Origin of the sequence: Bilifractor sp. HCP3S3_D3 (assembly GCF_052063915.1) — a bacterium.
GTDB lineage: Bacteria > Bacillota > Clostridia > Lachnospirales > Lachnospiraceae > Bilifractor.
The window spans coordinates 55,227-69,348 of sequence record NZ_JBQHWP010000013.1 but is presented as its reverse complement, the minus strand read 5'-3'; the positions used below and the strand labels follow the sequence as shown (position 1 = coordinate 69,348).

The window sequence follows — 14,122 nt, the reverse complement described above, 5'->3', positions numbered from 1 at the left end:
CTTCTGCCGTCGGATTTTTGCCAGGTATTATCCTGATATTTTTGGAAAGGGATCTTTATGAAGGTTGCGATCGTAACGCATTCCTCAACATTTGAAGACAGAGCAGAAGCGGTAGCCCAGTTTTTCGAGGAAAAAGGGCATACCGCTGTTCGCGTTTTTTCAGATTTCGATCATCATGGCAAACGAACGGTTCAAAGAGAAGCGGAAAATCATGTCTACATCCACCTCAGACCATATACCAGGAATCTTTCGCTTACGCGTCTCATGGCAATCCGCCGATTTGCGCTCGACGCAGGGGCATATCTGGAATCTGGGGGCTTCGATCTGATTTATTTTATGATTCCTGCCAATTCCTTTGCTGCGGAAGCAGAACGGATTCGCAGGAAAACAGGCGTTCGTGTGATTTTTGACCTGATTGATCTCTGGCCGGAATCGCTCCCGCTGAGGGCGGCAGCTCACCTGACGCCGATCCGGAGATGGAGAAATCTTCGGGATCATCATCTGGGATGTGCTGACGTGATCTTCACGGAATGTGGTTTTTATCGGGAACAGCTTGATTTACCAGAGAACAGAACATATACTCTTTACTGGTGCAAACTTTCCGGTGATAATAAATATAGAGCGTCAGGCGAAAGGATTCGGACAGATCCCGGAGGAGCGCCAAATCCAGAGAAGACAGCTGTCCATGATAACGCAACCCGTGATAATGTAGCTCGTGACAATATAGCCCATGATAACGTAGCTCATGATAACATAGCCCATGATGTCATAGCCCATGATGCTGTGGTTGATGATGCCGTGGTCAGAAAATCGTCGTGTCCGGAGCAGAGTCTCCGCATTGCGTACATCGGCGCAATCAACAATATCATTGATATTCCGAGGATTGCGTATCTTCTGGGGGCGTTGAACCGCCGAAGGAAGGTTATTGCGGATATCATCGGAGAGGGAGAGCACAGAGACGATTTTATCCGGGAGCTCCGGAACAGCGGTGTCGAGACTGTCTGCCGCGGAGCGGTCTATGAGGAAGACCGGAAGGCAGAGATTCTTTCCCGCTGCTGTCTTGGCATCAATGTGATGCGGACGGATGTGCATGTCGGATTGTCAATGAAATCCATTGACTATCTGTCATATGGGGTTCCGCTGATCAACAGCATCAAGGGAGATTTATGGGAATTTGCGTCGACATGCGGTATTGGTGTAAATATTCCCGACAACCTGATGACGATGACGGAGGAAGATCTGAATCTGATCCTGGACAGACTGATTGCAGTTGCGGAAGATCCGCAGGCGCGCAGGAAATGCGTGGATTTGTACCGCAGGAATTTTACACAGGAGGCGTTTAACCGGACGCTCGAACGGGCGCTGGAGGAGCAGAAGCTTTTGCCGCGGTCTTCCATAATTGCGTAACAGGGGGAACAGGCAGCACACGAATACTTCGCATTCGGCTGCGGCTCACTGTTCGCGTAAATAAAACCGGTTAACAGAGACATTGGTCAAGAAATAACTCGGTTAACAGAGAAAATGGTCAACAGCGAAACAGGTAACAAAAGAAAAAAGATAAACAGAGTACAGAAAGGCATTGATATGAAAGGAATCATTCTGGCAGGCGGATCCGGAACCAGGTTATATCCGCTGACTAAGGTGACATCGAAGCAGCTTCTCCCGATTTATGACAAACCCATGATCTACTATCCGCTCTCCGTTCTGATGAACGCGGGGATTCGTGATATACTGATCATTTCAACGCCGGCGGACACGCCGCGCTTTGAGGAGCTTCTCGGAGACGGGCATCAGTTCGGCATCTCGCTGCAGTATAAGGTGCAGCCGTCTCCGGATGGTCTCGCTCAGGCTTTTATCATCGGAGCGGACTTTATCGGGGATGAGCCGGTTGCCATGATCCTCGGAGATAATATTTTCGCCGGCCATGGGCTGAAGAAACGCCTGAGAGCTGCCGTGGAAAATGCGGAAACCGGAAAGGGAGCTACGGTGTTCGGCTATTATGTCGATGATCCGGAGAGATTTGGCATCGTGGAGTTTGACAGGGACGGAAGAGCAGTTTCCATCGAAGAAAAGCCGGCGAAGCCCAAGAGCAATTACTGTGTGACCGGACTGTATTTCTACGACAACCGCGTGGTGGAGTATGCTCAGAAGTTAAAACCGTCGGCAAGAGGAGAGCTCGAGATCACGGACCTGAACAAGATCTATCTGCAGAATGGGGAACTGAATGTCGAGCTTCTGGGACAGGGATTTACCTGGCTGGACACCGGTACACATGAGAGTCTTGTGGATGCCACAAACTTTGTAAAGATCACAGAGCAGCATCAGCACCGCAAGATCGCCTGCCTCGAGGAAATTGCCTATCTGAACGGCTGGATCACAAGAGAACAGGTACTCCGGGAGTATGAGGAGCTGAAGAAGAATCAGTACGGCCAGTATCTGATGGACGTTCTGAACAACAAATATGTCGATATCCTTCACAATGACTGAAGTGTGACGGGAGTAAAGGAGAAAATCATGAATATTATCGTTACCGGCGGTGCCGGATTTATCGGAAGCAATTTTATTTTCTATGAGCTGGAGCAGCATCCGGAGGACAGGATCATCTGCCTGGACAAGCTGACCTATGCCGGCAACCTGTCTACGCTGGCGCCGGTTCTGGAAAAGCCGAATTTCCGCTTTGTCAAACTTGATATCTGTGACAGAGAGGGAGTTTACAGACTGTTTGAGGAGGAAAAACCGGACATCGTCGTGAATTTTGCCGCGGAGTCTCATGTGGACCGTTCGATCGAGAATCCGACGATCTTCCTCGAGACGAATATCATCGGAACCTCGGTGCTGATGGACGCCTGCCGCAAGTATGGCATTCACAGGTATCATCAGGTTTCTACGGATGAGGTTTACGGAGATCTTCCGCTGGACCGCCCGGATCTGTTTTTCCATGAGGATACACCGATTCATACCTCCAGTCCTTACAGCACATCCAAGGCATCCGCGGATCTTCTGGTTAACGCATACCACAGAACCTATGGGCTTCCGGTAACGATCAGCCGCTGCTCAAACAACTACGGCCCCTATCAGTTTCCGGAAAAGCTGATTCCTCTGATGATCGCGAATGCACTGGCGGACAAAAAACTCCCGGTTTATGGAGAGGGCCTGAATGTACGTGACTGGCTTTATGTGGAGGATCACTGCAAGGCCATCGACCTCATCATGCGGAAGGGAACAGTTGGAGAGGTCTACAACATCGGCGGTCACAATGAGATGCACAACATCGACATCGTAAAGCTGATCCTGGATTATCTGGGTAAGCCATATTCTCTGATCGAGCATGTCACCGACCGAAAAGGCCACGATCAGAGATACGCCATTGATCCGACCAAGATCCACAATGAGCTCGGCTGGTTGCCGGAGACGATGTTCAAGGATGGAATCAAGAAGACCATTCAGTGGTATCTGGATCACAAGGAATGGTGGGAGAACATTATTCGTGGCGATTACCAGAACTATTATAATGAGATGTACGGGAAGAAAGAGGTTATCGGCTGATGAAGGTATTTGTGACAGGCGTGGCCGGGCAGCTCGGACACGATGTAATGAATGAGCTGGCGGCAAGAGGCCTGGAAGGGGTAGGAACGGATCTTGCTCCTTCCTACAGCGGTATCAATGAAGGATCAGCGGTAACCAGGATGCCGTATGTATCCCTCAATATAACGGACGAGGATGCGGTGGATCGCGTCATTTCCGAGGTGAAGCCGGATGTCATTGTGCACTGTGCGGCATGGACTGCGGTTGACGCTGCCGAGGATGAGGAAAACAGGCCGAAGGTTATGGCGATCAATGTGGACGGAACGAGGAATATCGCCCGCGCAGCGCGAAAAGCGGATGCAAAGATGGTCTACATCAGCACGGATTACGTGTTTGACGGACAGGGAACAGAGCCATGGAAGCCGGACTGCAGGGACTACGCTCCGCTCAATGTGTATGGAAAGTCAAAGCTGGGAGGGGAGCTCGCCGTCTCTGAGATCCTTGAGAAGTACTTCATCGTGCGGATTGCCTGGGTATTCGGACTGAACGGTAAGAATTTCATCCGGACGATGCTGAATGTAGGCAGGACGCATTCGGAAGTACGCGTGGTAAATGATCAGATCGGAACGCCGACCTATACGCTGGATCTGGCGCGGCTTCTGGTGGATATGATCGAAACCGATAAGTACGGATATTATCATGCCACGAATGAGGGCGGATATATTTCGTGGTATGACTTTACAAAAGAGATATACAGACAGGCCGGCATGCAGACCAGAGTCACCCCGGTTACTACCGCGGAGTACGGACTGTCGAAGGCGGCGCGGCCCTTTAACAGCCGCCTGGATAAATCGAAGCTTGTTGAGAATGGCTTTCAGCCGCTTCCGGACTGGAAGGATGCTTTGCATCGTTTTCTGGTTGAGATCGGTGAGATCCGCTGATATCGGCGAATGTGGCGGACAGATATAAACACCATTGAATCCGCTGTGACAGTAAAGCCGGCGGATGTGAGCGGGCATTGAAAGCCGGATCAAAGAGAAAAGGAACAGTCGCATAAAACCTGGGATTCCGAGAGGAAAGAAACCGTTTTACTGCGGTCGTTCCTTTTTGCGTTCGCGCGTGCATTCGATCACAGACCAGTGCTGACGCAATGTATACAGGCAGTGATCCGCAACAGACATTTTATCAGGATAAATATATGGTAGAAATTTTGCTTGCAACCTATAATGGAGAGAGATATCTGGCCGAGCAGCTGGAGTCTCTTCTCTCGCAATCGGAGAAGAATATCCGGATTCTGATCCGTGACGATGGTTCCACTGATGGCACACAGGGGATTCTGGAGGATTATGCGCAGAAATATCCGGAGAAGATTCGCGTGATCTGTGATCAGATCCGCTGCGGAGGGCCGACGCCAAATTTCATGGAGCTCGTGAAGCATGCGGCCGGGGAATACATTATGTTCTGCGATCAGGACGATGTCTGGAAAAAGGAGAAGGTCAGGAGGACGCTGCAGGTCATGGCAGAAAAGGAGAAGGCAAGAGGCGCGGATTGCCCGCTTCTGGTTTTTTCTGACTATATTGTGGCAGACGCGGCGCTGAATCCCGTCCCGGTCCGCGAGAAGCAGCTGCAGGTCTACGGACACCGCACAGATTTCCGACATCTTCTGGTGCAGAATTATGTGACGGGATGCACGGTCATGATGAACCGGGCAGCTTACCGGCTTATGGGAGATTATGATCCGAGGATCCGTATGCATGACTGGTGGGCCGCGCAGTATGTCAGCGCCCTCGGCGAGGTCGTTCATCTTCCGGAAAAGCTGATGTACTACCGGCAGCACGGCGATAATGTGGTGAGTGCGGTGAATGTCAGAAGCTTTTCCTATCGTATCGGTAAGCTGATGGACAGGAATACCAGATATAATCTGAAGCTGAATTTTGCGGAGGCAAGGTTGCTGTATGAGAGATTCGGCAGTATAATGCCTGAAGACTCGAAGAACGCACTCGAGGAGTTTCTGCGTATTCCGGACTTTTCAAAGCCGAGAAGGATGGCTGCCCTGCTTAAGGGACGTTTTCTGAAAGGCGATCTGGTCAGGATCCTGGGACAGCTGTTCTATATCTGACGATTTTACAATCCGGAAGCAACATGGTAAAATAACAGACTGCAATATCTGAAAACAAGACAGAGAAAGTGTTTTATATGCTGATTAAAAGTATTCCGGGACTGCTGCTTGTATTTCTGGTGATTCCCGGCATCTGCGGATATATCCTTACGGATCTTCTGCACCTATATGAGAATAATATTGTCAGACGGTCCGTCCTGAATCTTGTCGCCGGAAATCTGCTGATGTGGGCGGTCTTTGAGGCGGTGGCAGTTCCCATGATTTTCCTTCGACAGGACTTTCGGCATGTGATCCTGCTGTGGCTTCTGATTCTGGCGGCGCTTGTGATTATCTTCGTCTCTATTCGCAGAAAGGTTCCGTTTATCCGGTTCGATGCAAGGCACCGGAAGCAGCCGGGGCTTTTCCGTGACAGGACTGCTCTGGTTCTGCTGCTGCTTCTGCTTGTGATCGTGGGTTTCCAATGTGCGGTATATCTGTTTGGAATGCATCTGGATGAGGATGATTCCCGGTTTATCGCTCATGCGGTATACACATGGAAGACCAACCGGATGCTCACGGAGAATGCCGCGACGGGTGAACTGAATCTCCAGAACTGGGGCGGAGACTATCTGAAGGATGCCGTCTCTCCGTGGATGATCTACATCGCAATGCTGGCGAGACTCACTGCAATGCATCCGGCGGTGCTTGCGCACACGGTACTTCCGGTGATTCTTCTGCTCCTCGGCTATGGGATCTACTGCCTGGCGGGTATGGAACTGTTCGGGGATGACAGACGGAAGGCAATTTTATTCTGTCTGATTGTCGCTTTTCTCCAGCTCTTTTTTGCGGGATCTACTCGCACACAGTCGGAGTTTGCGCTTCTGCGGATCTGGCAGGGGAAGGCCGTGGTCGCGGGAGTGGGAATACCGATGATCCTGTACTGCTTTATCTATCTGTACAGACACGCCGCGGAAGAGAGGGCCATCTGGATGCTTCTGATTACAGACCTGGCATGCTGTCTCCTATCCGGGATGGGCATTATCATTGCGGCGTCCATGATCGGGATCTGCTCGATCTGGTACATTCTTGGATGCCGCAGGTGGAGGGCGATCTGGAAGGTTCCTGTGGTACTTCTGCCTTCTGTCGTGTTCGGCGGGCTCTACTATATGTGTAAAATCGGGAGGATCGTTCTATGACAGATGCATGGAGGCAGGTTCTGGACAAGGTGCGGGAATCCTTTGCGGGCAACTGGTTTCTGCTTTTATGGATCGTTGCCTTGATCTATCTGTTTTTCGCGGAGAAGGAAAAACGAAAGCTTCTCGTTTATCCATCCATTCTGCTCGGCGTTCTGATATTCAATCCGCTTCTTTACCGGTATTGCTGGAGAAAGCTGTTTGACTACGCGTACTGGAGGGCGTTCTGGATGGTGCCGGTTCTGCCTGTGATCGCGGCAGCAATGGTGAGCCTTGTATGCAGGATGCGGAAAAACTTCATGAAGGCTGCCGTGATCGTTCTTGCTTTGGCAGTTTCAGCCGCGACCGGAACGTTCATATACAAGGATCGTTTCGTGAGAGCACAGAACCGTTACAAGCTGCCGCAGGCATCGGTGGATGTGGCTGATGCGCTTCTCTCCCTTGACAGCGAGCCGCGCGCGGCAGTGGATTCCTCGCTGTTCTGTTACATCCGTCAGTATTCACCGGACGTACATCTGATGTATGGGCGGAATGCGTGGGGCTATATCGATTATATCGGGGGTGATCAGTACTCTGTTTATCAGCAGATGACGCAGCCGCAGCCGGACCTGAACCTTGTCCGCGGCAGCATGCTGAACATGGATTATGATTACCTGGTGATGCTCCCCTCCCAGGCACCGGGCTACCGGCAGGAGGACGCGGAGAGCTATGACGGCACCTTCTATTCAGACGCCATGAGCAGCGTAGGATTTGAATATATGGATACGGTGGACGGCTATCTGATCTGCAGGGTACTGCCGGGCTGAGAAGAAAGCTGTTTAGACAGATTTCGGCAGAATACTCAGAAAGTGACGTTTTTCGTTCTTAGGAGAACGTCGAAGCATAGAAGGCGGCCGCCAAAAGGCAGGCCTTGGGCTTCGTGACAGGCGGAGCAGACGTGACGACAGGAGAAGTATGAGTAATCGTAAGAGAGTATCGCTTTATATTATGAATATGGTGGATATCGTTTCGCTGCTGATCGCATTCGTGATATCCTATGAAATTCGTAAGATCCTTCCGATGTGGAGAGTGTTCACGAGGGAGAGCATAATTGCCGGATACCGGTTTCAGCAGTTCCCCTATATGCCTCTGCTTTTTGCCACGATCATCTCCTATATACTGGTAAATTTTCTGTTTCTGTATTCGGAGGAGTATCTCTCAAGAAATGTTTCCTCCGAGCTGCTTGCCACGCTGAGAATGATCGTTATGGTAATCGTCGTGGATGTGGTGATTCTGTTCATCACGAAGACCAGTGAACGATACTCCAGAATTTTCATGGTGATTTTCTTCATCATTGCATATTTTACCTGTTTTATTCTGAGGGAAGCGGTCAAAAAAATCTACATTCCGCGTTATAAAAACGGAAAGGCGTCGGAAAAAATGGTGTTGGTCTGCCGTGAGCGGGATACGGACCGGGTTCTCGAACAGCTGAACGCGATTATCGACTGGAGATTTCATATATCAGGTCTTGTGATCATTGATGCGGATCTGGCGGGTGAATATATAAGCGGCATCCGGGTTATCAGCAATTATTCCGACGCAATGGCAAATATTCAGAAGGAGGAGGTGGATTCCATCCTTCTTGTATCGGGGGATCCGGAAGAGGAGAGAGCGTGGGTGCGTCATTTCCAGCCGCTGGGGAAGACGGTTCATGTCAGTCTTCCGGAATTTGAACTCAGTGATACAAAGCGCATGCAGGATATGCTCGGACAGTGCGCGGTAGTCAGCTATCTCCCTGAGATTCCGATCCGGGGGCGCAATGTCGTCATAAAGAGAAGCCTGGATATCATTGTTTCTATTCTTCTGCTTCCTTTTGTTCTTGCAGTGATGCTGATCGTCACATTGCTGACGAAGATTTTCCTGAAGGGGCCTGTTTTTGTTACCAGAGTAAGAGTGGGCATGAATGGACGCCGTTTTAACCAGTATCATTTCCGGGTATACCGGATGGATTCAGATCAGAGGAAGACGGAGGGCAGGAGCTGCTTTACCTGGCTTGGCCGTTTTCTGGATCTGACGCATCTGGACGGGCTGCCGCAAGTTCTGAATGTTCTCGTGGGAGATATGAGCTTCGTCGGACCGAGAGCCCCGTCTCTTCCCTATTTTATTGAAAATCCGGGAGAACTCCGGTATCTGTGCGCAAAGCCCGGACTGGTGGGTACATGGTGCACCGACCGTCGCAGCGGACGCGCGGAAAAGGACCGATATCTGAATAACTGGAGCCTTGGACTGGATGCCGAAATTATTTTCATCATGATCATTCGGTATCTGACGTTCCGCTCCGCAAGGAGCCGACAGACCATGTGGGAGCCGGAGGAGTGCGCTTTCATCCGGGAGTATATGGACTTCCGCAAGCCGCTGGAATACGACCGCTCCGCTTACACCTGCCGGATGACAGCGGGAAAACGCGTCTACTATTTCATCAAGAGGCTGTTCGACATTGTGGGATCGCTCCTGGGGATCATTCTGCTCTCGCCGCTGCTTCTGATCCTGATGTTCGCGGTAATGGCGGATGACGGCGGCAACCCGTTCTACGGACACAGCCGGATCGGAAAGAACGGAAAGAAAATCACGGTTTATAAATTCCGGAGCATGCGCCGGGACGCCGGAGATCTGGAGAAGATTCTGACTCCGGAGCAGCTTGAGCAGTATCGCACGGAGTTTAAGATTGACAACGATCCGCGTATCACTAAGGTAGGAAACTTCATTCGGCGCACGAGCCTGGACGAGCTGCCACAGCTGTTCAACATTCTGTCCGGCGACCTGTCGATTGTCGGTCCGAGACCGATCGTGGAGAAAGAAACCACAATCTATGGAAGAGATGTCGCCAAGCTTCTGAGCGTGAAACCGGGTCTTACGGGATACTGGCAGGCCTATGCGAGGAACAATGCTACCTATGAGAGCGGCGAAAGACAGAAGATGGAAATGTATTACGTGGATCATCAGAGTCTCGGTCTTGATGTGAAGATTCTGTTCCGGACCGTGAAATCGGTCACAAAGGAGGAAGGCGCCCAGTAGACCGCCATGCGATGCATCATTCATTCTGTCTACGGTATGAGTCTTTGCGTCAATTTGCAGCGCGCGTGCGCACAGTTTTGGTGCGTGCACGTTTGCGGTTATGTTTGGAGTGTATGAGCTTGCAGCGCGCGTGCGCGCAGAGCGCATATTTGAGCCCCCGCAATTCTGCGGTAATGGAAACGAGAGATCAAGGAGAATAGAATGACATCTGTGAATGAGAAGAAAATCAGACTGATCATAGCCTGTCACAAGAAGTGTGAGGTGCCGGAGGATTCTGTCTATCTTCCGCTTCACGTAGGAGCAGAGGGAAAGGAGCCCTTTGGCTTCACCGGCGACAATACCGGCGACAATATCAGCTCCAAAAACCCCGTCTACTGTGAATTGACAGGACTCTACTGGGCATGGAAAAATCTGGACTGTGATTACCTGGGACTGGTGCATTACCGGAGATATTTTACACTGAAGAGCAGGCACGAGCAGAAGAAAAACGGCCTTCTTGCATCGGTGCTGACAGAGGCCGAGCTCAGGAAACTTCTGTCCCGGTACCGCGTTCTGGTTCCGAAGAAGCGGCATTATTACATTGAAAGTGTCTATTCCCACTACGCTCATACCTTCGACGGTACGCAGCTCGACAAGGCCAGGGAGATTCTTGCCCGGAAATATCCGGATTATGTGGATGAGTTCGACCGCTTCATGAAGCAGACCGGGGCATACATTTTCAATATGTTTGTCATGCCGAAGAATCTCGCGGATGAGTATTTTGCGTGGCTGTTCGACATTCTTGGTGATCTTGAGAAAATGGTTGATACCAGCGGCATGTCAGCTTTTGACGCGAGATATGCCGGACGGGTCAGCGAGAGGCTCTTTAATGTGTGGCTGATGCATCAGGTGGACACGGGCAGGCTGAAGAAAAGCGAGATTGGTGAGGTGCCATACCTTTATCTCGGAGAGATTGACTGGAGAAGAAAGATTACCGGTTTTCTCCGTGCGAAATTCTTTCACAAAAAGTATGAGAAGAGCTTCTGAAAATCCGCGGAGACAGAAGTCCGGACAGGCTTCACAGAGAGATCGCTGAGGCCGGATTTGTTTTGCAATATGGTAATGTTCAGAGGGCGTCAGGACGCCCGGAAAGGAAAAAAATTATGGGAAAGATCAAGGTTACAGAAAATGCAGGCGGTATCAAGGGACTTTATGTGGTAGAGCCAACGGTTTTCGGAGACAACCGGGGATATTTCATGGAGACCTACAACTACAATGACTTTGCGGCTGCCGGAATTGACTGCGATTTTGTGCAGGACAACCAGTCCGCATCGAAGAAAGGGGTACTTCGCGGCCTTCATTTCCAGATTCATTATCCTCAGGACAAGCTGGTCCGCGTAATCCGCGGTGAGGTTTTTGATGTCGCGGTTGATCTGCGGGAGGGAAGCGAGACCTACGGAAAATGGTTCGGAGTGCTCCTGACAGAGGAGAACAAGAAGCAGTTCTTTATTCCGAAGAATTTCGCGCACGGTTTTATTGTTCTCTCTGATTACGCGGAGTTCTGCTACAAGGTGACTGATTTTTATCATCCCAATGATGAGGGCGGACTGATGTGGAACGATCCGGATATTGCCGTGAAGTGGCCGATGCCGGAGGGAATGGGACCGGAGGATCTTGTATTGTCGGACAAGGATAAGGTGAACTGGAGTTATCAGGAATTCCTTGAGAAGAAAAAGAACTTCTGATTTTTTCAAAGGACTTTCAAAAGACGATAACAATGATTAGGAGATCGAGATGTCAAAGTCAAGAAAGCCGGCGCTGTTTCAGATTCTGGGAGAGCTGTCAGGAAGCAGAAAACTGATCGGGAGTCTCGCAAAAAATGATTTCAAGACAAAATTTGCGGGCTCTTACCTTGGAAGAGTCTGGGCGTTTGTACAGCCGGTTGTCACTGTCTTTGTGTACTGGTTTGTATTCGAGAAGGCGCTGAACGCGGGAACGCAGTCCACGAAGCAGGGGATTTCCGTCCCTTATGTGCTCTGGCTTGTCGCCGGCCTGGTTCCCTGGTTTTATTTCTCTGACGCGATGGCGGCAGGGACGAACGCACTTCTTGAATACGACTACCTGGTCAAGAAGGTGGTGTTCCGGATCAGCGCGCTTCCGGTGGTGAAGGCAGTCTCGAGTCTGTTCGTACATGTCTTTTTTGTCTGCTTCATGCTCGGCATGTATGTGGTGTACGGACTGTTCCCCGGCGTCTATGCCGTTCAGCTTGTATATTACTCGTTCTGCATGTTTGTCTTCGTCCTTGCGGTGTCCTATCTGACAAGTGCGCTGGCCGTTTTTTTCCGGGATCTGGTACAGATCATCAATATTATTCTGCAGGTTCAGATCTGGGCGACTCCGATCATGTGGAATATGGATGCGGTGAGCTTTCCGCCGGCAGTCATTGCAATTCTGAAATTTAATCCGATGTATTACATCGTCTGCGGGTACAGAGATTCTCTGATCAATCACATATGGTTCTTCCAGCGGCCGCAGCTGACGCTGTATTTCTGGTGCCTGACGGTATTTTTGCTGTTTGCCGGAACTCATGTGTTCCGGAAGCTTCAGCCTCATTTTGCCGATGTACTGTAAGAGGGTTATTTCAGCAGCTGAGAAGGTACGCCGCAGAGAACGCAGTCAAGGCAGCGGAGAATCTGATGTGTCAGTTTACGGGAATCCCGGAGGGTTCCATATTGCTGAAGTTCTGAATGCTGAATTCTGCGGATACAGGGAGTATACCGCGGCATCAATCCCGGGAAAGGAAATCCAACCAGTATGAGTGAAGAATACGCCATCCAGGTAAAGGATGTCAGCAAGCTTTATAAATTATATGACAAACCGTCATACAGAATCCGTGATGCGCTGGGCCTTACACGGAAAAAGCTGTACCGGGAGCATTACGCGCTTCATCACATGAGCTTCAATGTGAAAAAGGGAGAGACCGTAGGACTGATTGGAACCAACGGCGCCGGAAAATCAACGATTCTCAAGGTCATTACCGGTGTACTGAACCCCTCGGAGGGTGAAGTGGTCATAAATGGCAGGATCTCAGCTTTGCTTGAGCTTGGCGCGGGCTTCAATATGGAGTACACGGGTATCGAAAATATCTACCTGAACGGTACCATGATCGGTTTCTCAAAGGAAGAAATCGACCGGAGGATGGACAGCATCCTGAAATTCGCGGACATCGGAGATTTTGTCTATCAGCCGGTGAAGACGTATTCCAGCGGAATGTTTGTCCGTCTGGCGTTTGCCGTCGCCATCAATATTGATCCGGAAATCCTGATCGTGGATGAAGCGCTGTCTGTGGGAGATGTTTTTTTTCAGGCAAAATGCTACAAGAAATTCGAGGACTTCAAGAAAGAGGGAAAGACGATCCTATTCGTCAGTCACGATCTCGGAAGCATTTCCCGGTACTGTGACAGAGTCATCCTTCTGAATAAGGGGGTCAAGCTTTCCGAAGGCAAACCGAAGGATATGATCGATCTCTACAAAAAAGTCCTGGTTCATCAGGTCGACGAGGCCGCCGTACAGAACGGTGACGCTGACATTCACAGCACGACCGGAAAACGTTCTCTCACAGGCGAAGGCCGCATCGCAGACAATGCAGGGGATGGTGTGCGGGAAGACGGTGGAGCCGGGACAGCCGCGGACAGATCATCTGTCGGCAGGGATCATCCGTCAGGCAATGACGGTGGAAAGTGGATGGATCACTTCCAGATCAATCCGAATGTCAACGAGTACGGTGACGGACGGGCAAATATCATTGACTATGGTATTGTGGACGATCAGGGGCAGCTGACCTCAACGATCATCAAGGGAACCCGCTTCACGATCCGCAGCAAGGTGCAGTTTAACGAAGAGATACAGAGCCCGATCTTTACCTATGCATTCAAAAACCTTCAGGGAGTCGCGATCACCGGGACGAATACCATGTATGAAAAGAAGGATATCGGACTGGCGCACAAGGGGGATGTCTATGTCGCGTCCTTTGAACAGGAGATGAACCTTCAGGGCGGGGAGTATCTGCTCTCTATCAGCTGTACGGGATATGAAAACGGAGGATTTGTCGTATATCACAGGCTGTATGATGTCATCAATGTCACCGTAATCTCGGACAAGAACACCGTGGGATTTTATGATATGAATTCGGTTACCCGTGTGGAAAGGGTGGGCGGAAGACCGGAAAGCGTTGTATGAAGCATCCGGCAGGCGCAAAATCCTGAACAGAGTA

12 protein-coding genes are annotated in these 14,122 nt (G+C 50.5%); all 12 read left to right on the top strand.

The window, feature by feature from the left end:
• The first annotated feature begins 57 nt into the window (after positions 1-57).
• The gene (locus ACTNDI_RS09260; protein WP_441100697.1) at positions 58-1,407 is read left to right on the top strand and encodes a hypothetical protein; all 1,350 of its coding nucleotides are present in this window, start codon (positions 58-60) and stop codon (positions 1,405-1,407) included.
• Between the two features lie 177 nt (positions 1,408-1,584).
• The gene (gene rfbA, locus ACTNDI_RS09255; protein WP_441100696.1) at positions 1,585-2,487 is read left to right on the top strand and encodes a glucose-1-phosphate thymidylyltransferase RfbA; all 903 of its coding nucleotides are present in this window, start codon (positions 1,585-1,587) and stop codon (positions 2,485-2,487) included.
• A gap of 27 nt (positions 2,488-2,514) precedes the next feature.
• A complete protein-coding gene (gene rfbB, locus ACTNDI_RS09250) occupies positions 2,515-3,546 on the top strand; it encodes a dTDP-glucose 4,6-dehydratase (RefSeq protein WP_441100695.1) in 1,032 nt (343 codons plus the stop codon).
• Complete coding sequence (rfbD, locus tag ACTNDI_RS09245) at positions 3,546-4,466, top strand: dTDP-4-dehydrorhamnose reductase (protein ID WP_441100694.1); 921 nt, start codon at positions 3,546-3,548, stop codon at positions 4,464-4,466. Before rfbB ends, rfbD begins: the two co-directional genes overlap by 1 nt.
• A gap of 257 nt (positions 4,467-4,723) precedes the next feature.
• Entirely contained in the window at positions 4,724-5,644 is a 921-nt protein-coding gene (locus ACTNDI_RS09240) for a glycosyltransferase family 2 protein (RefSeq protein ID WP_441100693.1), read from the top strand.
• 77 nt (positions 5,645-5,721) lie between these two features.
• Positions 5,722-6,819 carry a DUF6077 domain-containing protein gene (locus tag ACTNDI_RS09235; RefSeq protein ID WP_441100692.1) on the top strand — a complete coding sequence of 366 codons (1,098 nt, stop codon included), beginning with the start codon at positions 5,722-5,724 and terminating at the stop codon, positions 6,817-6,819.
• On the top strand, positions 6,816-7,622 hold the full coding sequence (locus tag ACTNDI_RS09230) for a hypothetical protein (protein ID WP_441100691.1): 807 nt from the start codon (positions 6,816-6,818) through the stop codon (positions 7,620-7,622). The genes ACTNDI_RS09235 and ACTNDI_RS09230 overlap by 4 nt, the downstream gene beginning before the upstream one ends.
• Positions 7,623-7,770: 148 nt before the next feature.
• Positions 7,771-9,870, top strand: a complete 2,100-nt coding sequence (locus ACTNDI_RS09225) for a sugar transferase (protein ID WP_441100690.1) — start codon at positions 7,771-7,773, stop codon at positions 9,868-9,870.
• Between the two features lie 201 nt (positions 9,871-10,071).
• Complete coding sequence (locus tag ACTNDI_RS09220; protein WP_441100689.1) at positions 10,072-10,896, top strand: DUF4422 domain-containing protein; 825 nt, start codon at positions 10,072-10,074, stop codon at positions 10,894-10,896.
• Positions 10,897-11,012: 116 nt separating this feature from the next.
• Positions 11,013-11,594: a dTDP-4-dehydrorhamnose 3,5-epimerase gene (rfbC, locus tag ACTNDI_RS09215; RefSeq protein WP_441100688.1), complete on the top strand. Its 582-nt coding sequence runs from the start codon at positions 11,013-11,015 to the stop codon at positions 11,592-11,594.
• Positions 11,595-11,643: 49 nt separating this feature from the next.
• Positions 11,644-12,480, top strand: coding sequence for an ABC transporter permease (locus ACTNDI_RS09210; RefSeq protein WP_441100687.1), 837 nt, complete (start codon positions 11,644-11,646; stop codon positions 12,478-12,480).
• A gap of 183 nt (positions 12,481-12,663) precedes the next feature.
• Positions 12,664-14,088, top strand: coding sequence for an ABC transporter ATP-binding protein (locus ACTNDI_RS09205; protein WP_441100686.1), 1,425 nt, complete (start codon positions 12,664-12,666; stop codon positions 14,086-14,088).
• The last annotated feature ends 34 nt before the right edge of the window (positions 14,089-14,122 follow it).